Genomic DNA, 23,282 nt, shown 5'->3' on the forward strand with positions numbered 1-23,282 from the left:
TCCCGGGTGCCCCTGGGGCGCCCGGCCCCCGCCCGACATGATCGAGACATGACCGAGAACGCGATCGAGATCGCCCCCGACAGTGCCCTGATCGTCATCGACGTCCAGAAGGGCTTCGACGACGCCTCCTTCTGGGGCCCGCGCAACAACCCGGCGGCGGAGGAGAACATCGCCGCCCTGATGGACGCCTGGCAGGAGTCCGGCCGCCCGCTGGTGCTGGTGCAGCACGCCTCCTCCCGGCCCGGCTCCGTCCTCGCCCCCGACCGGCCCGGGTACGCCTTCAAGGAGTTCGTCGCCGACCGGCTCGGCCAGGAGTCCCTGCTGGTCACCAAGACCGTCAACTCGTCCTTCTACGGCACCCCCGACCTGGCGGACTGGCTCACCGCCCGGGGCGTCCGCCAGCTGGTGGTCGTCGGGATCCAGACCAACATGTGCGTCGAGACCACGGCCCGGATGGCCGGGAACCTCGGCTACGACGTAGTCGTCCCGCTGGACGCCACCCACACCTTCGACCTGGCGGGCCCCGCCGGCCTGTCCCTCACCGCCGACCAGCTCGCCGCGGCCACGGCCGTGAACCTCCAGGGCGGCGGCTTCGCCCGCGTGGTCACCACCGCCGAGGTCCTGGCGGCGGCGGAGCCCGCGTAGCGGTGTCACCCCGTGCATTAGGGTCCGTCCGTACCAGTGCACCAGGGGGCGGGATGACGGAGCGGCAGCAGGCGCCGTACGCGCGGATCGCGGCCGAACTGCGGGGGCGCATCGAGCGCGGGGAACTGCGTCCGGGGGACCGGGTGCCCTCCACCCGGGCCATCACCCAGCGGTGGGGCGTGGCCATGGCCACCGCGAGCAAGGTGCTGGCCACCCTCGGACAGGAGTGTCTGGTACGGGCGGTACCGGGCGTCGGCACGGTCGTCGCGGCCCGGCCCGCGACCGGCAGGGGCCGTCGCTCCGCCGCCGAGGACGACACGGCCCAGCGCGCCCGGATCGTCCGCGCGGCGGTCACCCTCGCGGACGCGGAGGGGCTGGCCGCCCTGACCATGCGGCGGCTCGGCGCGGAACTCGGGGTCTCCGCGATGTCCCTGTACCGGCACGTCAGCGGCGAGGAGCAGCTGGTGGTGCTGATGGCCGACGAGGTGTTCGCGCAGGAGCCCCTGCCGCTGCGGCCGCCACCGCACTGGCGGGACCGGCTGGAGCTGTCGGCGGCCCTCCAGTGGCGGCTGTACCGCGCCCACCCCTGGCTGGCGGGCGCCATGAACCTCAGCCGCCCCCTGCTGATCCCCCACGGCATCCGGCACATCGACTGGGCGCTCGCCGCCCTGGACGGCCTCGGCCTGGACGCCGCCGCCCGGATGCACGCCGCCGTGACGCTGTTCGGCTACGTCCGGGGCCACGCCGTGGACCTGGAGCCGGAGTCGGCGGCCGAGCGGGCCGGCGGGGTGAGCGGGGAGCAGTGGATGCGGGCCCAGGAGGACCGGCTGGCGGCGCTGGTGGACGGCGGCGCCTTCCCGGCCTTCGCGGGCGCCCGCGCCGGGGCCGCCCTCTCCCCGGAGTCCCTTTTCCGCTTCGGCCTGGCGGCCCTCCTGGACGGACTCGCCGCCCGGATCGCGGCCGTCCCCCGCAGACCCGCAGACCCCGCGCGGCCCCGGCTCCGGAGCCCCGGCACCCCGCAGCGATACCCCCGGGCACGGGCGAGGCCCGGTACCCCGCAGCGGGGTACCGGGCCTCGGGAGCCGTGGCCGGCCGGGACTCAGAGGACCTCGGCGGCGATGTTCTGCGCGACCTGCTCCAGCAGGGGACCGGCGTTCGGAATGGACTTCGCCGGGTCGGGCTCCAGGTCTGTCAGCGGGTACGCCTTGCGGATGCCCGCCGCCTCCAGGGCCTCCTGGCCCAGCAGCAGCCGCCCGCACACCGCCACCACCGGCTTGCCGGCGGCCCGCGCCGCGGCCGCGACCCCGGCCGGGGCCTTGCCGTGCAGGGTCTGCTCGTCCAGGGAGCCCTCACCGGTGATCACCAGCGTGGCCCGCTCCAGCGCGGGGGCGAAACCGAGCACCTCCAGCATCAGCTCGATGCCCGGCCGGAAGCTCGCGCCCAGCAGCAGCGCGCCGTAGCCGATGCCGCCCGCGCCGCCCGCGCCGGGGGAGGCGGCGAGCTCGGCGGCCTTGGGGCCGATCGCCTTCTCCAGCACCTGCGCGTAGTGGCCCAGCGCCGCGTCCAGGGTCGCCACGTCCTGCGGCGAGGCCCCCTTCTGCGGGCCGTACACCGCCGCGCAGCCCTTGGGGCCCGTCAGCGGGTTGTCCACGTCGCTGGCCAGCACGAAGTCCACGTCCGCGAACCGCGGGTCGACCCCGGACAGGTCCGCCGACGCCAGCGAGGCCAGCGCCCCGCCGCCCGGGCCCACCGGCTCGCCGTCCGCGTCCAGGAACACCGCGCCCAGCGCGGCGAGCATGCCCGCGCCGCCGTCGGTGGTGGCGCTGCCGCCCACGCCGAAGACGATCGAGCGCGCACCCGCGTCCAGCGCGGCCTTCAGCAGCTCGCCGGAGCCGTACGTGGTCGCCGTCAGCGCGGCGAAGGTGCCGGCGGGGAGCAGCTGGAGCCCGGAGGCCTCGGCCATTTCGACCACGGCGGTGCCGTCACGGAAGGCGAACGCGGCCGTGACCTGCTCGCCGACGGGACCGGTGACCCTGACCTCCCGGCGTTCGAACCCGGCCGCCACGGCGGCCGCGACCGTCCCGTCGCCGCCGTCCGCGACGGGGAGGGTCTCGACCTCCACGCCGGGTACGGCCCTGCGAAGGCCGGCCGTCACCCGCTCCGCGACCTGAACGGCCGTGAGCGAGCCCTTGAATTTGTCCGCGGCGATGAGCACGCGCGCGGCCTCAGTTACTGCTCCGTCCGTCACCTTGCTAATCCCTTGCTATCGAACAGTGCAGTCGCGCCGCCATGAGCTTATCCGGAGGATCCTCCTATGCCCATGAGTGGCCTGGGCCACATGCGGCGCGCCATGGGCCTAAATACGGATATACGCCTGCATAGTGTGGCCAGATGAGCGCGGAATCACTGGAGCAGGCACGTCCGGACGCCCCTGGCGCGGGGCCCGGCGGCGGCCCGCCGGACGACAGCCCCGACCGCATGGTCGTCACCGTCGGGGTGGCCGCCGTGCTGGCCGTGGTCGCCTGGGCGGCCCTCGGCAAGGGCTCCTTCGACGCCGCCTCGGGCTCCGCCCTGGCCTGGGTACTGGCCAACTTCGCCTGGCTCTTCGTGATCGCCGCCGACGTCTTCCTCGTCCTGTGCGTGGTCCTCGCCGTCAGCCGCTTCGGCCGCATCCGGCTCGGCGCCGACGACTCCGAACCCGAGTTCGGCAACCTCGCGTGGATCGCGATGATGTTCAGCGCCGGCATGGGCATCGGCCTGATGTTCTACGGGGTGGGCGAACCCCTCACCCACTACCTCGCCCCGCCCCCCGCCAGCGGCGCCGCCCCGCGCACCGGCGACGCGGCCCGCGCCGCCCTGGAGTGAACCACCCGGTACGGGCCCGGGCGGGCCCGTTAGGGTGGCGGCGTGACCACCACGGATGACTACGCCACCTACATCGCCGGCCTGCCCCGGGTGCTGTCCGGCGCCGCCGCCCTCTTCCGCGACGAGCGGGGCCGCGTCCTGCTCGTGGAGCCCAACTACCGCGAGGGCTGGGCCCTGCCGGGCGGCACGATCGAATCCGACCGGGGCGAGTCCCCGCGTGCCGCGGCCCGCCGGGAGAGCGCCGAGGAGATCGGCCTCGACCTGCCGCTGGGCCGGCTCCTCGCCATCGACTGGAGCGTCGGCGCGGGCCGCCCGCCGCTGGTCGCCTACCTCTACGACGGCGGAGTGCTCGACGCCGCCCAGCTGGACTCGATCACCCTCCAGGAGGAGGAACTGCTCTCCTGGAAGCTCGTCGAGCCCGCCGAACTGACCGCGTACCTCCTCGGACCGCTCGGTCCGCGCGTCCAGGAGGCCTGCCGGGTACTGGAGTCGGGCGAGGGCACCGTGGAACTGGAGAACGGCCGCCGCCCCCGGAGCACCTGACGACGCCCGACGGCCGGCCTGTCCCGAACTCCTCCACCCAGGGCAGAATCAACAGATGATCACGATGTACGCCTGGCCGAGCACGGCCGACGGTCCCGACGCACTCCCCATGGTCCACTTCACCACCGAAGAGCAGTCGGGCGGCGAACTCTCCCCCGAGGGGATGCCGGTCTGGCTCTTCGACACCGCCATCCGCGAGGGCGGCTGGGCCTCCTTCGAGGACTTCGAGGCCTGGTCCGCGCCCGCCGAGGGCTGGCAGGCCTTCTACCGCCGCGAGGACGACGTCCTCGCCGTCACCGGCCCCGGCCCCTGCGAGGGCTGGTACCAGGGCCGGCTCGGCGCCGACGACGAATGGGTGAAGGCCGCCGCGACCCAGCAGAGCGTGGTCCTGCTCGCCGCGCCGGTCCAGCACCCCTCGCTCTACGCCTACGCCGTCGAAGCGGGCGCGGGCTTCGCCCTCCTGGTCCCCCTGGCGGTGGTCTGAGGCCCTACCGGGCGCCGGCACCACGGCTCTCGAACTCCAGCAGCCGCACCTTGCGCTCGATCCCGCCGCCGTAGCCCGTCATCGAGCCGGAGGCGCCGATCACGCGGTGGCAGGGCACGATGATGCCCACCGGGTTCTTCCCGTTGGCCAGGCCCACCGCGCGGGAGGCGCCCGGCTTGCCGAGCTCCGCCGCCAGCCGCCCGTAGGACCAGGTCTGTCCGTACGGGATCCGGACGAGCTGCTCCCAGACGCTGCGCTGGAACGCCGTCCCCTCCAGCTTCACCGGCACGGTGAACTCGGTCAGCTCCCCGGCGAAGTACGCGGCGAGCTGCCGCACCACCTCCGGGAACGGCTCCTCCTGCGCCGCGACCCGCTCGCCGAAGGACTCCTCCTCGGGGCGGTGGCGCTGGCCGGTCATGTACAGCCCGCTGAGGACCCCGTCGGTGGCGACCAGGGTGAGCGCCCCGTACGGGCTGTCCACGACGGTGTGCTGCCTGTTGCCGGTCACGACTGTGCTCCTTCTCCTTCTGCGGGCATGCGGTTGATCGGGTGGCCGTCGGTCGCCCACAGGTACTGGACGGCGTAGGCGCGCCAGGGCCGCCAGCCGGCCGCCCGGGCGGTGAGCGCGGCGGGCGTGGACGGCAGCCCCAGCCCCTGGGCGGCCTTGCGGACCCCGAGGTCGGACGGCAGGAACGCGTCGGGGTCGCCCAGCGCCCGCATCGCGATGACCTCGGTGGTCCAGGGCCCGAAACCGGGCAGGGCGTTCAGCCGGGCCCGGGCGGCCTCCCAGTCGCTGTCGATGCCCAGCGGCAGCGAGCCGTCCGCGAGCGCCGCGACCAGGGTGGTGAGGGTGGTGCGGCGGCTGCGCGGCATCGACAGCGCCTCGGGGTCGAGCCCCGCCAGCGTCTCGGGGGAGGGAAACAGGTGGCTCAGCCCGCCCTGTGGATCCTCGACGGGCTCCCCGTACGCGCTCACCAGCCGGCCCGCGTGGGTCCGCGCGGCGGCGGTGGACACCTGCTGCCCCAGCACCGCCCGTACGGCGAACTCCGCCGCGTCGACGGTCCGGGGCACCCGCCGCCCGGGGGCCTTGTCCACGAGCGGGGCCAGCAGCGGGTCGGTGCGCAGCTGGTCGTCCACGGCCTCGGGGTCGGCGTCCAGGTCGAGCATCCACCGGCAGCGGCTGATGGCGATGGTCAGGTCCCGCAGGTCGGTCAGCGCGAGCCGGCAGCCGATGTGGTCGGGGCCGGGCGTGAGGGCGACGATGCCGGAACCGTGGGGGAGCCGCAGCGTCCGCCGGTAGGCCCCGTCACGCCACTCCTCCACCCCGGGGACGGCGGTGGCGACGAGGTGCCCGAAGAGGTTGTCGGGGGTGAGCGGGGCCCGGTAGGGCAGCCGCAGGCTCAGGGTCCCGGGGACGCGGGGCTCCCGCCTCCCCGCCCGGGCGGCGCGGGCCCGCAGCTCGCCGGGGGTCAGGGCGAAGACCTCCCGGACCGTCTCGTTGAAGTTGCGGATGGAGGAGAACCCGGCGGCGAAGGCCACGTCGCCCATCGGGAGCTCGGAGGTCTCGATGAGCAGCCGGGCGGTCTGCGCGCGCTGGGCGCGGGCCAGGGCGAGGGGGCCGGCGCCGAGCTCGGCGTTCAGCTGCCGCTCGACCTGCCGGGCGGAGTATCCCAGGCGCGCGGCGAGCCCGGGGACCCCTTCGCGGTCCACGACCCCGTCCTGGATCAGCCGCATCGCACGTGCGACGGCGTCGGCGCGGGCGTTCCACTCGGGCGACCCGGGACTGGTGTCGGGCCGGCACCGCTTGCAGGCCCGGTAGCCGGCCTGCTGGCAGGCGGCGGCACTGGGCAGGAAGCTCATGTTCTCGACCTTGGGCGGCACGGCCGGGCAGCTCGGCCGGCAGTAGATGCCGGTCGTCCGGACCGCGGTAAAGAACCACCCGTCGAAACGGGCGTCCTTCGACTGCACGGCCCGCACACAGCGGTCGGTGTCGGTGTACATGGCTCCAGCATCCCGGCCGGCCGGGCGGCGGGCTGGCGGTTTTCCGACATCAAGGCTAACCGTCCCAGGGGGCGGGGGTGCGGGCTGCCGCTGCGCGGAGCGGTCCCCTACCCACCCTTCCACCGTTCCCGTCTCACTCGCCGCCGCGGCTCGAAACACGGCGCTACCGCGCCCGCGCCTCAATCGCCGGCGGGGCTATTTATAGCCCCGCCGGCGATTGAGGCGCGGGGGTCTGGGGGCGGAGCCCCCAGGGAACGGGCGAAGGGCGGGTAGGGGACCCAGCCCCGCGCAGCGGCACCCGGCACCCCGGCACCGCCCGGGGAACGGCGAAGGCCCCGGGGGCCAAGTGGCACCCCGGGGCCTTCGGACGTACAGCCGAGCGGCAGCGTTACGGCAGCTGCGCCGCCCGCGCCTCGCGCCGGTTGTGGCGGAACGTGTTCGCCCGCCGCGTCGTCGCGAACAGCGGGATCGTCGCCGCGAGGGCGATCTGCAGCGCGCACCCCGTCTGGAGGAGCAGCTGACCGCCCGGGGCGTCGAACGCCCACGCCGCCAGCAGACCCATCGCCCCGACGATCCAGCTCAGCATCGCCGCCGCGAGGGCCCCCCGCGGCTTCGGGTACTCGACCCGGCTCACCATCAGCCAGGCCACGCCCACGATCGCCAGCAGGGTCGGCACGAACGGCAGCTCCAGCAGCACGATCGAGACGACCGTCAGTGCGCCGAAGGGGCTCGGCATGCCCTGGAACATGCCGTCCTTCATCGTCACGCAGCTGAATCTCGCCAGCCGCAGGACGACCGCCAGCAGCACAACGATCGCCGCCAGCGCCGACACCTTCTGGTGCGCGTCGTCGGCGACCATCCCGTAGACCAGCACGAAGTACGCCGGCGCGAGGCCGAAGCTGATCAGGTCGGACAGGTTGTCCAGCTCGGCGCCCATCGGGGAGCTGCGCAGCTTGCGGGCCACGATGCCGTCGAAGAGGTCGAAGACCGCCGCCAGCAGCATCAGTATCACCGCGGTCGCCGCGCTGTGCCGGGCCATGCCGGACTCGCCGCTTCCGGTGAGGTGCGGGATGAGGATCCCGGTGGTGGTGAAGTACACCGCCATGAATCCGCACGTCGCGTTGCCCAGGGTGAGGGTGTCCGCTATCGACAGCCGCAGCGAGAGCGGCATGTCGTCCTCGGCGGACTCCTCCGGGGCGGACTCGGGCACCCAGCCGGTGGCAGGAGTCTCGGGGTCAGTCACGGTCAATTCGGGTCACCCCCGCGGTGGTGGCCTGACCGACCTCGACCGCGACCTCGACGCCCTCCGGGAGGTAGATGTCGACGCGGGAGCCGAAGCGGATCAGACCGATGCGTTCGCCCTGCTCCACCTTGGTGCCGGCCGGCAGGTACGGGACGATGCGACGGGCGACGGCGCCGGCGATCTGCACCATCTCGATGTCGCCGAGCTCGGTGTCGAAGTGCCAGACGACGCGCTCGTTGTTCTCGCTCTCCTTGTTGAACGCCGGGACGAACCCGCCGGGGATGTGCTCCACGGACGTCACCGTGCCCGCCAGGGGCGCGCGGTTGACGTGGACGTTCAGCGGGCTCATGAAGATCGCGACGCGGGTGCGCCCGTCCTTCCACGGCATGATGCTCTGCACCACACCGTCGGCGGGCGAGATGACGCGGCCCTGCGCGATCTCGCGCTCGGGGTCGCGGAAGAACCACAGCATGCCCGCCGCGAGCGCGGTGGTGGGCACGGCCACGGCGGCCCAGCGGCCGGACTTGCGGGCCCGGGTCAGGCTGAGGGCCGCGGTGGCAACGGTCGGCAGAAGCCACGGCGATGCTCCGCGCGCGAGGCGTACGCCGAGTCGGCTGTCGCGAGGTGCAGAGGTTTGGCTGTGGGGCATGGATGACCTTCGTAGCGGGTGATTGCCGCGCCGCAAACGGGGGGACGGGACGGCGGCTTTACTGGAATGCTATCGGTTGCGCGCAACAACTGGGCAAGCCAGAAGCCGAGTCGATGGCCCCCAGCCAGTGACTGGCAGTGATCCTCCCACGGAAAACCGTGGGAAGAATCACTGCAAAAGGGACTTTCAGCCCTGGACTCGGTACTCCTCCAGCAGGCGGCGCCCGATGATCATTTTCTGGATCTCGGCGGTACCTTCACCGATCAGAAGCATCGGGGCCTCCCGGTAGAGGCGCTCGATCTCGTACTCCTTCGAGAACCCGTAGCCGCCGTGGATGCGGAAGGCGTCCTCGACGACCTCCTTGCAGTATTCGGAGGCGAGGTACTTCGCCATGCCGGCTTCGAGGTCGTTTCGTTCCCCGGAGTCCTTTTTGCGTGCTGCGTTCACCATCATGGCATGGGCCGCTTCGACCTTGGTAGCCATCTCGGCCAGCTTGAACTGGATGGCCTGGTGCTGGGCGATCGGCTTGCCGAAAGTGTGACGCTGCTGGGCATAAGAGACACCCAGCTCGAACGCACGCTGCGCGACGCCGCAGCCACGGGCCGCCACGTTGACTCGGCCGACCTCTACCCCGTCCATCATTTGGTAAAACCCTCGGCCGGTCTGGCCTCCGAGGACCCGATTGGCCGGAATGCGCAGTCCGTCCATGATCAGCTCGGTGGTGTCGACGCCCTTGTAGCCCATCTTGTCGATCTTGCCCGGGATGGTCAGGCCCGGACGGACCTCACCGAAGCCCGGCTCCTTCTCGACGAGGAAGGTCGTCATCGACTTGTGGGGCGCCGTGCCCTCGGGGTGTCCTTCGTCACTCCGGACCAGAACGGCCACCAGGGTCGAGGAGCCGCCGTTCGTCAGCCACATCTTCTGGCCGTTCAGGACGTACTCCTCCCCGTCCTTCACCGCCTTCGACGTGATGGCCGACACATCGGAGCCCAGCCCCGGCTCGGACATCGAGAACGCGCCGCGCACCTCGCCCAGCGCCATGCGCGGGAGGAAGTACTCCTTCTGCTCCTGCGTGCCGTGCTGCTTGAGCATGTACGCCACGATGAAGTGGGTGTTGATGATGCCCGAGACGGACATCCAGCCACGGGCTATCTCCTCGACGCACAGGGCGTAGGTGAGCAGCGACTCACCCAGACCGCCGTACTCCTCGGGGATCATCAGGCCGAAGAGGCCGAGCTCCTTGAGGCCGTCGACGATCTGCTGCGGGTACTCGTCGCGGTGCTCCAGCTCGGTCGCGACCGGGATGATCTCCTTGTCGACGAACTCCCGGACGGTCTTGAGGATCTCCTGCTGGACGTCGGTGAGTCCGGCGGTCTGGGCGAGTCGGGCCATGGCTACTTCTCCTGCGTCTTCAGCTCCGGGCGGCCGGGCTGTTCGCCGCCGCGCGCCTTGATGTACGTCTCGGTCGGGACCATCACCTTGCGCCGGAAGACGCAGACGAGGGTGCCGTCCTGCTTGTAGCCCTTGGTCTCCACGTACACGATCCCGCGGTCGTCCTTCGACTTCGACGGGGTCTTGTCGAGGACCGTGGTCTCGCCGTAGAGCGTGTCGCCGTGGAAGGTCGGCGCCACGTGCCGCAGGGACTCGATCTCCAGGTTGGCGATGGCCTTCCCGGAGACGTCCGGGACGGACATGCCCAGCAGCAGGGAGTAGATGTAGTTGCCCACGACGACGTTCTTGCCGAAGTCGGTGGTGTTCTCCGCGTAATTGCTGTCCATGTGCAGCGGGTGGTGGTTCATGGTCAGCAGACAGAAGAGGTGGTCGTCGTACTCCGTGACCGTCTTCCCGGGCCAGTGCTTGTAGACCGCGCCGACCTCGAACTCCTCGTACGTGCGTCCGAACTGCATGGTCCTAGGCCTCCGGGATCTCGAACTTGGTGGTGCGCTGCATTCCGGCGGCCCGGCCCTTGCCCGCGATGACCAGGGCCATCTTGCGGCTGGCCTCGTCGATCATCTCGTCGCCGAGCATCGCGGAACCCTTCTTGCCGCCCGCCTCGGAGGTGCACCAGTCGTACGCGTCGAGGATCATCTCGGCGTGGTCGTAGTCCTCCTGCGAGGGCGAGAAGACCTCGTTGGCCGCGTCGACCTGGCCGGGGTGCAGCACCCACTTGCCGTCGAAGCCCAGGGCGGCGGCGCGGCCGGCCACCTCGCGGTAGGCGTCCACGTCGCGGATCTGCAGGAAGGGGCCGTCGATCGCCTGGAGGTCGTGCGTACGGGCCGCCATCAGGATCCGCATCAGGATGTAGTGGTAGGCGTCCGCCGGGTAGCCGGGCGGCTGCATGCCCACGACCAGGGACTTCATGTTGATCGAGGCCATGAAGTCGGCCGGGCCGAAGATGATCGTCTCCAGGCGCGGCGAGGCGGCGGCGATCGCGTCGACGTTCACCAGGCCCTTGGCGTTCTCGATCTGCGCCTCGATGCCGATCTTGCCGACCTCGAAGCCCATCGTCTTCTCGATCTGGGTCAGCAGGAGGTCGAGCGCCACGACCTGCTGGGCGTCCTGGACCTTCGGCAGCATGATGCAGTCGAGGTTCTGGCCGGCGCCCTCGACGACCGTGATGACGTCGCGGTACGTCCAGTGGGTGGTCCAGTCGTTGACGCGCACCACGCGGGTCTTGCCGGTCCAGTCGCCGTTGTTCAGCGCGTCCACGATCGTGTGGCGGGCGCCTTCCTTGGCGAGCGGGGCGCAGGCGTCCTCGAGGTCCAGGAAGACCTGGTCGGCCGGCAGGCCCTGGGCCTTCTCCAGGAACCGGGGGTTGGAGCCCGGCACCGCGAGGCAGGAACGGCGCGGGCGCAGCCGGTTGACCGGGGAAGAGGGCGTGGTCATGCGGGGACCTCCGTGCTTTCGGCGATGGTGAGGGGGTGGAGCTTGTTGGCCTTGCGGATCTCGTCGACGATACGTCCGATGATCTCCGTGATGCCGAAGTCCTTGGGGGTGAACACGGCGGCCACCCCCGCCTCCTTCAGGGTCACGGCGTCGGCGTTCGGAATGATGCCCCCGACGATGACGGGGATGTCGCCCGCCCCCGCCGTGCGCAGGCGCTCCAGGACGTCCGGGACGAGAGCGCTGTGCGAACCGGACAGGATGGACAGTCCCACGCAGTGCACGTCCTCGGCCAGTGCCGCCGTCGAGATCTCCTCGGGCGTCAGCCGGATGCCCTGGTAGACCACCTCGAACCCGGCGTCGCGGGCCCGGACGGCGATCTGCTCGGCGCCGTTGGAGTGCCCGTCCAGGCCGGGCTTGCCGACCAGCAGGCGCAGCCGGCCCGCGCCCAGCTCGTCCGCCGTCCGGGCGACCTTCTCACGGACCAGGGCCAGCGGCGTGCCCTCCTCGGCGGCGACCGCCACCGGGGCCGAGGAGACCCCGGTCGGGGCGCGGAACTCGCCGAAGACCTCGCGCAGGGCGCTCGCCCACTCGCCGGTGGTGACACCGGCCCGGGCGCACTCCAGGGTGGCCTCCATCAGGTTCTCGGTCCCGGCGGCGGCCTCCTTCAGCCGGTCCAGGGCCTGCATCACCGTCGGGAAGACGAAGGGGTCGCCGTCGCCCTGCCGGTCCGAGGACTCCTGGCGCTCGGAGCGCCAGCGCCTGAGCCGCTCGACGGTGAACTCCTCGACCGCCGCGTCGACCGTCATGATCGCGCCGTCGAGGTCGGCGGTGAGCGGGTTCTCCTCGGTCTGCTGGAAGCAGTTCACCCCGACGATCTTGTCCTCGCCGGACTCGATGCGGGCGCGCCGCTCGGCGTGCGAGGAGACCAGCTGGGACTTCAGGTACCCGGACTCGACGGCGGCCATCGCGCCGCCCATCTCCTGGATCCGGTCGATCTCGGCCAGGCAGTCGGCGACCAGGGAGTCGACCTTGGCCTCGATGACGTGGGAGCCGGCGAAGATGTCCTCGTACTCCAGCAGGTCGCTCTCGTGGGCGAGGACCTGCTGGATGCGCAGCGACCACTGCTGGTCCCAGGGCCGGGGCAGGCCCAGCGCCTCGTTCCAGGCGGGCAGCTGCACGGCGCGGGCGCGGGCGTCCTTGGAGAGGGTGACGGCCAGCATCTCCAGGACGATGCGCTGGACGTTGTTCTCCGGCTGCGCCTCGGTCAGGCCGAGGGAGTTGACCTGGACGCCGTAGCGGAAGCGGCGCTGCTTGGCGTCCTCGATGCCGTAGCGCTCGCGGGTGACCCGGTCCCAGATGCGGCCGAAGGCGCGCATCTTGCACATCTCCTCGATGAAGCGGACGCCCGCGTTCACGAAGAAGGAGATCCGGGCGACCACCTCGCCGAAGCGCTCCTCGGGCACCTGGCCCGAGTCGCGCACCGAGTCCAGGACGGCGATCGCGGTGGACATGGCGTACGAGATCTCCTGGACCGGGGTGGCCCCGGCCTCCTGCAGGTGGTAGCTGCAGATGTTGATCGGGTTCCACTTCGGGATGTGGTTGACCGTGTACGCGATCATGTCCGTCGTCAGGCGGAGCGAGGGCCCGGGCGGGAAGACGTGCGTCCCGCGCGAGAGGTACTCCTTGACGATGTCGTTCTGGGTGGTGCCCTGGAGCTTGGAGATGTCCGCCCCCTGCTCCTCGGCGGCCACCTGGTAGAGCGCCAGCAGCCACATGGCGGTGGCGTTGATCGTCATCGAGGTGTTCATCTGCTCCAGGGGGATGTCCTGGAACAGCCGCCGCATGTCGCCCAGATGGGAGACCGGGACCCCGACCCGGCCCACCTCGCCGCGGGCGAGGATGTGGTCGGGGTCGTAGCCGGTCTGCGTCGGCAGGTCGAACGCGACCGACAGGCCGGTCTGGCCCTTGGCGAGGTTGCGGCGGTACAGCTCGTTGGACGCCTCGGCCGTGGAGTGGCCGGCGTACGTCCGCATGAGCCACGGACGGTCTTTCTGGCGCTCTGTCATCTCAGGCGATCCTTACGGCCTTTGAGCGGACTCAGACGTTGCGGAAGCGGTTGATCGCGTCGAGGTGCTTGGCGCGCATCTCGTGGTCGCGCACGCCCAGGCCCTCCTCGGGGGCGAGCGCGAGGACGCCGACCTTGCCCTGGTGGAGGTTGCGGTGGACGTCGTAGGCGGCCTGGCCGGTCTGTTCCAGGGAGTAGGTCTTCGAGAGCGTCGGGTGGATCTTGCCCTTGGCGATGAGGCGGTTGGCCTCCCAGGCCTCGCGGTAGTTCGCGAAGTGCGAGCCGATGATCCGCTTCAGCGACATCCACAGGTAGCGGTTGTCGTACTCGTGCATGTAGCCCGAGGTCGAGGCGCAGGTGGTGATCGTGCCGCCCTTGCGGGTGACGTAGACGGAGGCGCCGAAGGTCTCGCGGCCCGGGTGCTCGAAGACGATGTCGATGTCCTCGCCGCCGGTCAGCTCGCGGATGCGCTTGCCGAAGCGCTTCCACTCCTTGGGGTCCTGGGTGTGCTCGTCCTTCCAGAACTTGTAGCCCTCGGCGGTGCGGTCGATGACCGCCTCGGCGCCCATGGAGCGGCAGATCTCGGCCTTCTCCGGGGAGGAGACCACGCAGATCGGGTTGGCGCCGCCGGCCAGGGCGAACTGGGTGGCGTAGGAGCCGAGGCCGCCGCTGGCGCCCCAGATCAGCACGTTGTCGCCCTGCTTCATCCCGGCGCCGTTGCGGGAGACCAGCTGGCGGTAGGCGGTGGAGTTGACCAGGCCGGGGCTGGCGGCCTCCTCCCAGCTGAGGTGGCCGGGCTTGGGCATCAGCTGGTTGGACTTGACCAGGGCGATCTCCGCGAGGCCGCCGAAGTTGGTCTCGAAGCCCCAGATGCGCTGCTCGGGGTCGAGCATCGTGTCGTTGTGGCCGTCCGAGGACTCCAGCTCCACCGACAGGCAGTGCGCGACGACCTCGTCGCCCGGCTTCCAGGCGTTGACGCCGGGGCCGGTGCGCAGGACGACGCCCGCGAGGTCGGAGCCGATGATGTGGTACGGGAGGTCGTGGCGCTTGGTGAGCTCCGAGAGGCGGCCGTAGCGCTCCAGGAAACCGAAGGTGGACAGCGGCTCGAAGATCGAGGTCCACACGGAGTTGTAGTTGACCGAGGAGGCCATGACGGCCACCAGCGCCTCGCCGGGGCCGAGTTCCGGCACCGGGACCTGGTCCAGGTGCAGGGACTTGCGGGGGTCCTTGTCGCGGCTGGCGAGACCGTCGAACATCTCGGTCTCGTCCTTGTGCACGGTGATCGCGCGGTACGAGTCGGGCAGCGGCAGCGCCGCGAAGTCTGCGGCGGTGGCGGACTGCGACTGAATCGCGTCCAGGATGTCCTTCACGGTGTTGCCTCCGGCTGAGCGCTGATTGAGGGTGCGCTGAGGGGTACGCGGTGCGTGCGTGGGAGCTGTGGTGTGGTCCTGCGGGTGCCGTCGGTCCGGCGGAGCTGTGGTGCGGCCGCGCCTGTGGTGGGGCGGGCGGGAGCCTGGTGACGCAGGCATCCGGGGCGCGTTCCGTGCCGAGTGGGCGTGGACCGCGGGGACGTCCGGACGGGACTCAACGTATGGCACCCCGTGTCACTCGGCAAGGCACTGCGTGCCAAAAATTTCTCTCACTTACCGATTGACCTGCGCATATGAGCGATGATCGATCAGAGTTACCCGTGAGTAGGGGCAACTCGGACAAACGAAAGCGGCCGCCCCCGGTACGGGAGCGGCCGCTGTGACGGGAAGCACCCCGGCGGTGGCCGGGGAGCTGCCTACTTGTTCTTGAGCGCTTCTTCGATGGTCCGCATGACCTCGTCCAGCGGGGCGTCGGTCCGGGCCACCGCCACGAGCACCTCGCCCTCGGTGCGGACCGCCGTCTGCGGGGCCGCGCCGGCGCCGGCCAGGGTGCGGCCCGCGCCGATGCCGGAGCCGAAGGTCTTGCGGACGATGCCGAAGGCGTGGTCCAGCTGCGCCTCCACGTCTCCCTGGCCGCCGGCCCGCAGCCAGCGCCGCAGCACGTGGTTGTGCGCGGTCACCACCGCCGAGGCGGCCACCTCCGCCAGCAGCGGGTCGTCGTTGCCGTCGTGGTGGTCGGTCTCGTCGAAATGGGCCAGCAGATAGCGGGTGAACAGCCGCTCGTAGCGGGCCACCGAGGCGATCTCCCGCTCCCGCAGCGCCGGCACCTCGCGGGTCAGCCGGTAGCGCTCCACCGACACCGCCGGCGAGGCGGCGTACATCTTCATGACTTCCTTGATCCCCCGGCACACCGTGTCGAGCGGGTGCTCGTGCGCCGGGGCCACGTCCAGGACCGCCTCGGCGCGGATCAGGGTGTCGTCGTGGTCCGGGAAGATCGCCTCTTCCTTGGAGCGGAAGTGCCGGAAGAAGGTCCGCCGCGCCACCCCGGCGGCCGCCGCGATCTCGTCGACCGTCGTGGCCTCGTACCCCTTGGTCGCGAACAGCTCCATGGCCGCCGTGGCGAGCTCGCGGCGCATCTTCAGGCGCTGGGCGGCCGCCCGGCTGCCCGCCGTACCCTCCGGGGCGTCGGAGGCCGAGGCGGAGCGGGGTGAGGTCTTGGCGGGCTGGGACATAGAGCGAAAGTACTTCATCCGGGCGGGCGCGCGCGCCGGAGGGGGGTGCGAGGGGGGTGGATGCGGGGGAGGGCCCGCACTGGGCTCGGGAGGGTATGTCCGCCGTGAGGGTCCGGCGGACCCGAGCAGCCCTCCCCACGCATCCTGCTCAGGGCCCGTCGGCTTACCGGCGGGCGTACTCACGGAATCCGCGGCCGGTCTTCCGGCCCAGGCAGCCCGCCGCGACCAGGTGCTCCAGCAGCGGGGACGGGGCCAGGCCCGGGTCGCGGAACTCCTCGTGGAGCACCTTCTCGATGGCCAGCGACACGTCCAGGCCGACCACGTCGAGGAGCTCGAAGGGCCCCATCGGGTAGCCGCCCCCCAGCTTCATCGCGGCGTCGATGTCGTCGAGGCTCGCGTAGTGCTGCTCGACCATCTTGACCGCGTTGTTCAGGTACGGGAACAGCAGCGCGTTCACGATGAACCCCGCCCGGTCCCCGCAGTCCACCGCGTGCTTGCGGACCTTCCCGCAGACCTCGCGGACCGTGGCGTGCACGTCGTCGGCGGTCAGGACGGTCCGGACCACCTCGACCAGCTTCATGGCCGGAGCCGGGTTGAAGAAGTGCATGCCGATCACGTCCTGCGGACGCTCGGTCGCCCGCGCCACGGCGATCACCGGCAGCGACGAGGTGGTGGTGGCCAGCACCGCGCCCGGCTTGCAGACCTTGTCCAGGCCCGCGAAGAGCTGCTGCTTGACCTCCAGGTCCTCGGCGACGGCCTCCACGGCCAGGTCCACCTCGGCGAAGGCCTCCAGCGAGCCCGCCGGGGTGATCAGGTCGAGGGTCTGCGCGGCGGCCTCCTCGGTCAGGCGGCCCCTGGACACCGCACGGCCCAGGGACTTCCCGATCGCGGCCTTCGCGGCCTCCGCCTTCTCCTGGCTGCGCGCGGCCAGCACCACCGGGTAGCCGGCCTGCGCGAAGACCTGCGCGATCCCGCTCGCCATGGTCCCGGAGCCGGCCACGCCGACCGAGTGGACCGGGCGGCCGGAGCCCAGCAGCGAGCCGTCCAGCGGGGTCTGGAGGTCGCGGACGACCACGGAGCTGCCCGGTGCCTCGTAGGTGTAGAAGCCGCGGCCCGCCTTCTGCCCGGTCAGGCCCGCCTCCACGAGGTGGCCCAGGATCGGGGCCGGGGCGTGCAGCCGGTCGCCGGAGGAGGCGTACATGGCCTCCAGGACGGTCCGGGCGGTGTCCACGCCCACCAGGTCGAGCAGGGCGAGCGGACCCATCGGCAGGCCGCAGCCCAGCTTCATCGCCGCGTCGATGTCCTCGCGGGAGGCGTACTTGGCCTCGTACATGGCCGCGGCCTGGTTCAGGTAGCCGAAGAGCAGGCCGTCGGCGACGAAGCCGGGCCGGTCGCCGACCGCGACGGGCTCCTTGCCGAGCTCCCGGGCCAGGGCGGTGACCGCCTCGACGGCGACGGGGGCCGTCAGCACGCTGGAGACGATCTCCACGAGCTTCATCGCCGGGGCCGGGTTGAAGAAGTGCATGCCCAGGACGCGCTCGGGGCGCAGGGACTCGGCGGCGAGCCGGGTCACGGACAGCGCGTTGGTGCCGGTGGCCAGGAGGGTGTCGGGCCGGACGATCGCGTCCAGCTCCTCGAAGACCCGGTGCTTGAGGTCGTAGTCCTCCGGGACCACCTCGATCACCAGGTCGGCGTCGGCGGCGGCGGAGAGCTCGGTGGAGGTGCGGAAGCGGGCGAGGACCTCCTCGCGCTCCTGCTCGGTGAGCTTCTCCTTGGCCACCGAGCGGGCCGTGGCGGCCGCGAGGGCCCCGGCGGCCCGGCGGACGGCCGCCTCGCTGACGTCGATGCCGACGACCTCGCGGCCGGACCGGGCCAGGACCTCGGCGATGCCGGTGCCCATGGTGCCGAGGCCGACGACGGCGACGGTGCGGAGGGAGGAGGGACTGGACGTGGACGGAAGGTCCATCGCGGGACTCCAGTGGAATGAGGGTGACGACTGGGAGGGCGCGCGCGGTGCACGGTGCGCGCGGGGTGCCGTACGGCGGGGTGGTGCGGGAGCGTGCGGGGCGCCGTAGGGCGGGGTGGTGCGGGAACGCGGCGCGCGACGCCGTGCGCGGGGCCGTGCGTCGACGGGGTGCGTGGAGAGCCGTACGGAGTGCCGGGCGGCCTGCTGCCGTTCGGGGCGGGCCCCGGGAGGTCGCTCCCAGGTGGTTGCGCCCGGTGGTCGCGCCCGGAGGACGGGCGCGGCGGGCCTGGCGGCACGACCCTGTCCCGGGGTCCTGCCGTGCGTACGGGTGGTGCGGTGAACCGACTGGCACGGGGCGGCTGCGTCACCAGGCCGGTCCCGTGCGTGTGGAAGAGACAGTAACTCCGCGGTAACTCGCGCGCCAGAGCGCGGAGATGTGACCTGTACCGCCCAAATGTACCGATCATCGATGATCGATCAGCCGACTCCTCCCGCACGGAATCCCGGGGGAGGGCGGTACGGAGTCCGGGGAGGGTGGCCGGGGGAGGTGCACGGGTCCGGGGGGAGGGCGGTAAGGAGTTCGGCGAGGGTGGCCGGGGCCGGGGCCGGGGCCGGGGCCGGGGGCCGGGGAGTGGGGAGGGTGCACGGGGGTCCGGGAGGGCGGCACGGGGCCGGGGAGTGCGCACGGGGTCCGGGGCGGCACGGCTCCGGGGGAGGGCGGCATGGAGTTCGGGCGATGGTGCACCAGGTCTGGGGGAGGGCGGTACGAGGTCTGGGGGAGGGCGCGCCCGGGCCTGGGGAGGGCGGCACAGGGTCCCGGGAGGGGTGCACGGACTCCGGGGGACGGTGGGTCCGGGTTTGGGGGAGGCGGCACTGGGTCCGGGGAGGGTGCACGGAGTTCGGGGCAGGGTGTGCCCGGGTCTGGGGTGAGGGCGGAACTCCGCCGAACCGGGCGTGGCGCGCTCTGCGGACCCCTAGGGTGGCCGCGTGAACGAGGTACTGGAGCGCCTGCGGGCGGAGGCGGACGGGTCCCCCGCGTACGCGCAGCTGCTGGCGGCCGGCCCCGACGGGCTGGCCGCCTCGCTGACTTCGGCCGGGCAGCCCCTGTGGGCCCGCGAACTGGCCGCGTACCGGCTGGGCATGGCCGGGGACCGGCGGGCCTTCGAGCCGCTGGTCCTGCTGCTCAACCACCGTGACCCCGCGCGCTGCGAGGCCGCCGCGCAGGCCCTCGGCGTGCTCGGCGACCCGCGCACCGCCCGTGCGGCCGCCGCCCTGGCCACCAACGCCCTGCGCACCGCCTACGCCCTGCACCCGGTCCGGCTGCTGGCCGCGCTGCGGGCGCCCGAGTCGGCCCCCGCCCTGATCTCGACCCTGTCGCGGCTGCTGGCCCCGCACGACCCGTACTGGCGGGTGGCGCTGGCCTGCGTCGAGGGCCTGGGCGCCCTGGCCGACGCCCGCGCCCGCGACGTCCTGGTCCGCGCCCAGGCCCACCCCAGGCTGGCCCTGGCGGCCACGGACGCCCTGAACCGCCTGATGAACCACCACCCGGACGCCTGAACCCGGGGCTTGGGGCCGGTCTGGCAGGGCCCGGTCCGGCCGGGACCGCTCGGGCGGCGGCCGGCCCGACAGGGGCAGCTCCGGGCGGGCCTGCTCCGGGCGGGCCCACTCCGGCGGGGCCGGTCCGGCGGGGCCTGCTCCGGGCGGGGGCCGGTCCGGCGGGCCGAGGGGCCCTGTCCGCCCTTCGCCCGTTCCTGCTCGGCTACCGCTGGGCCCCCAGAGGTCTGCCCGGAACGGGGCCGGGGCGATCCGGGCCCGGTTTGCTCGCCTCGCCAGCGGCGGCTGGGGCGGAACCGCCGGGAGCGGGGCCGGGGCGGCGCCCCGGGAAACGGAGAAAGGGCGGGGCGGGGAGATGGCTCCGCGCAGCGGCCCCGCCGCAGCCGGGGCCGCTCCGGCCGGTCCTGCTCGGGCGGGGCGAGGGCCCTGGCCGGCCCTTCACCCGTTCCTCGCTCGGCTGCCGCTGGGGGCCGCTGGTGCTCCGCCCGGACGGGGCCGTGGCGATCCGCGCCCGGTGCGCTCCAAGTCCCCCGGCGGCGGCGGGGGCGGAACCGCCGGGAGCGGGGGCCGGGGCGGCGCCCCGGGAAACGGAGAAAGGGCGGGCGGGGAGACGGCTCCGCGCAGCGGCCCCGCCGCAGCCGGGGCCGCTCCGGCCGGTCCTGCTCGGGCGGGGCGAGGGGCCCTGGCCGGCCCTTCACCCGTTCCTCGCCCGGCTACCGCTGGGGGCCCTGGTGCTCCGCCCGGAACGGGCTCGGGGCGGCCCGGTGCGCTCGCCCTTCCCCGGCGGTGGCCGGGAGCGGGGGCCGGGGCGGTGTCCCGGGAAGCGGAGAAAGGGCGGGGCGGGGAGACCGCTCCGCGCAGCGGCCCCCGCAGCCGGCCGGCCCGGACCCTCAGCCGCGGAAGCCCAGCAGGCCGTGCAGGGCCGCGCCGCCCGCCGAGGACGGGACCGCCCGGGTCTGCGTCGTCGGCTTCGGGGCGGGCTGCGCCGGACAGGTCGCGTCGGAGGCCTGACCCGTCCTCAGGTACGCCGCCAGCTTCTCGTCCAGGCACTTGTTGCCCGCCAGCGCGATGCCGTGGTTGCCCCCGCCCTCCTCCACCACCAGCGCCGAGCCGGCCAGCCGGTGCCGCATGCTCACCGCCCCCTCGTACGGGGTCGCCGCGTCCTCCGTGGCCTGGAACAGCAGGGCCCCGGGGAGCGCCGTGTTCGTCACGTCCGGGGCCTGGAGCGGCTCCGCCGGCCAGAACGCGCACGGCGCGTTGTACCAGGCGTTGTTCCACGTCATGAACGGCGCCTTGGCGTGCGTGCGCCACATGTCGGCCCGCCACTTGTTCCAGTCCCTCGGCCACGCCGAGTCCCGGCACTGCACCGCCGTGTACACGCTGTACGAGTTGCCCGCCGACGGCTCCACCGCCCCGAACCGCTCGTACGCCGACACCAGCGGCTTCGGGTCCTGCTTCACCGCGTACGCCGCGAACGCCTCGGCCAGGTGCGGCCAGTAGCCGTTGTAGTAGCCGCCCGGCATGTACGTGTCCTCCAGCTCGGCCGGTCCCACCTTCCCGCCGGCCGGCGTCCCGCGCAGCGCCTCGCGCATCCCGTACCAGCGCCGCTCGACGGCGGCCGGGTCGGTGCCCAGGTGGTAGACGGAGTCGTACTGGGCCACCCAGGCCAGGAACGCCTTGTGGCGGGCGTCGAAGGCCTCGTCCTGGGCCAGGTTGTCCTCGTACCAGACGCCGCCCGGGTCGACCACGGAGTCCAGCACCAGCCGGTGCACCCGGTCCGGGTGCAGCTTGGCGTACACCGCGCCCAGGTAGGTGCCGTAGGAGTAGCCGAAGTAGCTGAGCTTCGGCGCCCCCAGCGCCGTGCGCAGCACCTCCAGGTCGCGGGCGGCCGAGACGGTGCCCACGTACGGCAGCACGTCCGCGTGCCTGGTCCGGCAGGACTCGGCGAAGGAGCGCACCCGGTCCAGGTTGGCCTGTTCGGTCGCCGGGTCCAGCGGCACCGAGTCCGGCCGTACGGGCTTGAAGTGCCCGGCCCCGCAGTCCAGGGCGGGCTCGCTCTTGCCCACGCCCCGGGGGTCGAAGCCGATCACGTCGTACCGGGCCGCCACGTCCTTGGGCAGGGCGGAGGCGACGAACCCGGCCAGGGCGCGGCCGCTGCCGCCCGGGCCGCCGGGGTTGACCAGGAGGGGGCCCTGGAAGACGGAGGCGGAGGCGGTGTGCGGGACCCGGGTCAGGGCCAGGGAGATCTGCCGCCCGGCGGGACGCTCGTGGTCGAGGGGGACCCGCAGGGAGGTGCACTGCAGCGTCGGGTAGCGGGGCGTCGCGCAGCCCGTCCAGCGCAGTCCGGCGGCAGCCGGTGCGGGCGCGGGTGCGGGCGCCGGGGCGGCGGCGGTGACGGGGCTCGCGAGGGCCGCGGCGACCGTGGAGATCGCCAGCAGCAGCGCGGCGCGCCGCTTGACGGGGCCGCGCTGCTTCGCGGGGTGCGGAACGGGGTGGAGCATGGGGCCTCCCAGCCGAGGGGTCTGGGCGGAATCGTCCCGGAAACCGCGCCCGGAAAGCGGGATTGGGCCGCCCATTGGCCCGATGTGATGACCCCTCGGGCGGCGTCCGGCTCACGACCCGCCCCGCCGCCCCGCCCCGCACCCCCCGCCGCCCCGCCCCGCCGCCCTGTCCCGCGCACCGCCGGTACGGGGGGCCGCAGATGGAGCACCCCGGTGTCCCACCCCCGCCGGGCCGCCCGTCCCGCCCTGCGCCCGCACGTCCCGCCTCGCGCTCTCCCGCCCCGCGCGGCCGTCCGGCCCGCGCCCGCCAATTCCGCCTCGCGGTCCGGCCGCCCCGCTGCCCCGGCCCCGCTGGTCCCGGCCTGCACCGTCCCGGCCCGTGCGCGGCTGCCCCGGCCCGCGCCAGCCCGCCTCGCGCCTGTCCATCCCGCGCCTGTGCCGTCCTGGCCCAGCCCGCGTGGCAGTCGCGCGCCGGTGTCGTCCCGGAGCCGCCCCGTGTCGGGCTGTCTCGGTCCGCGCCGTCGCGCTTCGCGGCCGTCCGGCCCGCGGCAGCGCGTCCCGCCCCGCGGCCGTCCGGCCCGCGCCGTCCTGATCCCGTGTGGCCGCGACCGGCCCGGCCCTCGCGGGCCGGGTCGGTCGCCCCGGCGCGGGCCCCGCGCGCGCAGTCGGTCTGCCCGCGCTCGTACCGCGCAGCCCCGGCCGGACGCTTCCGGCGGGCCGGGATCCGGGTGGACCGGATTTGGGCGGCTGCGCCGGAGGTGGTTGGCTTGCCGCGAAGAACGGACACAACTGCTGGAGGAACAGGTATGGCGCAGGTCGAGGCCACCACGGAGCGCATCATCGGGGCCGACGCGGAGACCGTCTTCGACGCGCTGGCGGACTACACCGGCACCCGGGGCAAGCTGCTCCCCGAGCACTTCAGCGAGTACGAGGTGCGCGAGGGCGGCGACGGCGAGGGCACCCTGGTCCACTGGAAGCTCCAGGCCACCAGCAAGCGCGTCCGCGACTGCCTGCTGGAGGTCACCGAGCCCACGGAAGGCCAGCTCGTGGAGAAGGACCGCAACTCGTCCATGGTCACCACCTGGACCGTCACCCCGGCCGGCGAGGGCAAGTCCAGGGCCGTCGTCAGCACCGTCTGGAACGGCGCGGGCGGCATCGGCGGCTTCTTCGAGCGCACCTTCGCGCCCAAGGGCCTCGGCCGCATCTACGACACCGTCCTCGACAACCTGGCCCGCGAAGTCGAGGCCTGACCGGCGCCGCCGGCCGCGGTCAGGGCAA

At 73.1% G+C, this 23,282-nt stretch carries 18 protein-coding genes and 2 pseudogenes; 7 read left to right on the forward strand and 13 right to left on the reverse strand.

What is annotated here, in order from left to right:
* The first annotated feature begins 48 nt into the window (after positions 1-48).
* Positions 49-645: a cysteine hydrolase family protein gene (locus B4U46_RS28600; RefSeq protein ID WP_079430543.1), complete on the forward strand. Its 597-nt coding sequence runs from the start codon at positions 49-51 to the stop codon at positions 643-645.
* Between the two features lie 53 nt (positions 646-698).
* Positions 699-1,586: pseudogene (locus B4U46_RS28605) on the forward strand (GntR family transcriptional regulator); the annotation flags it as partial.
* Positions 1,587-1,744: 158 nt separating this feature from the next.
* Here the strand turns inward: B4U46_RS28605 and B4U46_RS28610 are convergent.
* A complete protein-coding gene (locus B4U46_RS28610) occupies positions 1,745-2,893 on the reverse strand; it encodes a glycerate kinase (RefSeq protein WP_079430544.1) in 1,149 nt (382 codons plus the stop codon).
* Positions 2,894-3,036: 143 nt separating this feature from the next.
* Between B4U46_RS28610 and B4U46_RS28615 the strand changes: the two are divergent.
* The 3 genes and pseudogenes from B4U46_RS28615 to B4U46_RS28625 form a co-directional block, all read left to right on the forward strand.
* Positions 3,037-3,507: pseudogene (locus tag B4U46_RS28615) on the forward strand (BCCT family transporter); the annotation flags it as partial.
* A 45-nt stretch (positions 3,508-3,552) separates the two neighbouring features.
* Positions 3,553-4,053, forward strand: coding sequence for an NUDIX domain-containing protein (locus B4U46_RS28620; protein ID WP_079430545.1), 501 nt, complete (start codon positions 3,553-3,555; stop codon positions 4,051-4,053).
* A gap of 55 nt (positions 4,054-4,108) precedes the next feature.
* A complete protein-coding gene (locus tag B4U46_RS28625) occupies positions 4,109-4,537 on the forward strand; it encodes a hypothetical protein (RefSeq protein WP_079430546.1) in 429 nt (142 codons plus the stop codon).
* Between the two features lie 4 nt (positions 4,538-4,541).
* Here B4U46_RS28625 and B4U46_RS28630 read toward each other — a convergent pair whose 3' ends face one another.
* The 11 genes from B4U46_RS28630 to B4U46_RS28680 form a co-directional block, all read right to left on the reverse strand.
* Complete coding sequence (locus tag B4U46_RS28630) at positions 4,542-5,045, reverse strand: methylated-DNA--[protein]-cysteine S-methyltransferase (RefSeq protein WP_079430547.1); 504 nt, start codon at positions 5,043-5,045, stop codon at positions 4,542-4,544.
* Positions 5,042-6,538, reverse strand: a complete 1,497-nt coding sequence (locus B4U46_RS28635; RefSeq protein ID WP_079430548.1) for a DNA-3-methyladenine glycosylase 2 family protein — start codon at positions 6,536-6,538, stop codon at positions 5,042-5,044. The genes B4U46_RS28630 and B4U46_RS28635 overlap by 4 nt, the downstream gene beginning before the upstream one ends.
* A gap of 388 nt (positions 6,539-6,926) precedes the next feature.
* Entirely contained in the window at positions 6,927-7,787 is an 861-nt protein-coding gene (gene pssA, locus B4U46_RS28640; protein WP_237293154.1) for a CDP-diacylglycerol--serine O-phosphatidyltransferase, read from the reverse strand.
* Positions 7,774-8,430, reverse strand: coding sequence for a phosphatidylserine decarboxylase (locus B4U46_RS28645; protein ID WP_045951332.1), 657 nt, complete (start codon positions 8,428-8,430; stop codon positions 7,774-7,776). The genes pssA and B4U46_RS28645 overlap by 14 nt, the downstream gene beginning before the upstream one ends.
* Before the next feature lie 186 nt (positions 8,431-8,616).
* Positions 8,617-9,822 (reverse strand): acyl-CoA dehydrogenase family protein, encoded by a 1,206-nt coding sequence (locus B4U46_RS28650; RefSeq protein WP_079430550.1) that lies wholly within the window; start codon positions 9,820-9,822, stop codon positions 8,617-8,619.
* 2 nt (positions 9,823-9,824) lie between these two features.
* Positions 9,825-10,337 (reverse strand): MaoC family dehydratase, encoded by a 513-nt coding sequence (locus tag B4U46_RS28655; RefSeq protein ID WP_079430551.1) that lies wholly within the window; start codon positions 10,335-10,337, stop codon positions 9,825-9,827.
* Between the two features lie 4 nt (positions 10,338-10,341).
* Positions 10,342-11,316 (reverse strand): HpcH/HpaI aldolase/citrate lyase family protein, encoded by a 975-nt coding sequence (locus B4U46_RS28660; RefSeq protein WP_079430552.1) that lies wholly within the window; start codon positions 11,314-11,316, stop codon positions 10,342-10,344.
* Positions 11,313-13,382: a protein meaA gene (locus tag B4U46_RS28665; protein WP_079430553.1), complete on the reverse strand. Its 2,070-nt coding sequence runs from the start codon at positions 13,380-13,382 to the stop codon at positions 11,313-11,315. The genes B4U46_RS28660 and B4U46_RS28665 overlap by 4 nt, the downstream gene beginning before the upstream one ends.
* Before the next feature lie 31 nt (positions 13,383-13,413).
* Positions 13,414-14,751 (reverse strand): crotonyl-CoA carboxylase/reductase, encoded by a 1,338-nt coding sequence (gene ccrA, locus B4U46_RS28670; protein WP_079430554.1) that lies wholly within the window; start codon positions 14,749-14,751, stop codon positions 13,414-13,416.
* A 416-nt stretch (positions 14,752-15,167) separates the two neighbouring features.
* Positions 15,168-15,983 carry a TetR family transcriptional regulator gene (locus B4U46_RS28675; protein ID WP_079430555.1) on the reverse strand — a complete coding sequence of 272 codons (816 nt, stop codon included), beginning with the start codon at positions 15,981-15,983 and terminating at the stop codon, positions 15,168-15,170.
* 163 nt (positions 15,984-16,146) lie between these two features.
* Entirely contained in the window at positions 16,147-17,949 is a 1,803-nt protein-coding gene (locus tag B4U46_RS28680; RefSeq protein ID WP_079430556.1) for a 3-hydroxyacyl-CoA dehydrogenase family protein, read from the reverse strand.
* 987 nt (positions 17,950-18,936) lie between these two features.
* Here B4U46_RS28680 and B4U46_RS28685 point away from each other — a divergent pair.
* A complete protein-coding gene (locus tag B4U46_RS28685) occupies positions 18,937-19,506 on the forward strand; it encodes a HEAT repeat domain-containing protein (RefSeq protein ID WP_079430557.1) in 570 nt (189 codons plus the stop codon).
* Positions 19,507-20,393: 887 nt separating this feature from the next.
* Here B4U46_RS28685 and B4U46_RS28690 read toward each other — a convergent pair.
* Positions 20,394-22,004, reverse strand: a complete 1,611-nt coding sequence (locus B4U46_RS28690; protein ID WP_079430558.1) for an alpha/beta hydrolase — start codon at positions 22,002-22,004, stop codon at positions 20,394-20,396.
* Positions 22,005-22,810: 806 nt separating this feature from the next.
* On the opposite strand from B4U46_RS28690, the gene B4U46_RS28695 reads away from it, so the two are divergent.
* Positions 22,811-23,254: an SRPBCC family protein gene (locus B4U46_RS28695; RefSeq protein ID WP_079430559.1), complete on the forward strand. Its 444-nt coding sequence runs from the start codon at positions 22,811-22,813 to the stop codon at positions 23,252-23,254.
* The last annotated feature ends 28 nt before the right edge of the window (positions 23,255-23,282 follow it).

Origin of the sequence: Streptomyces katrae (assembly GCF_002028425.1) — a bacterium.
Lineage (GTDB): Bacteria > Actinomycetota > Actinomycetes > Streptomycetales > Streptomycetaceae > Streptomyces > Streptomyces katrae_A.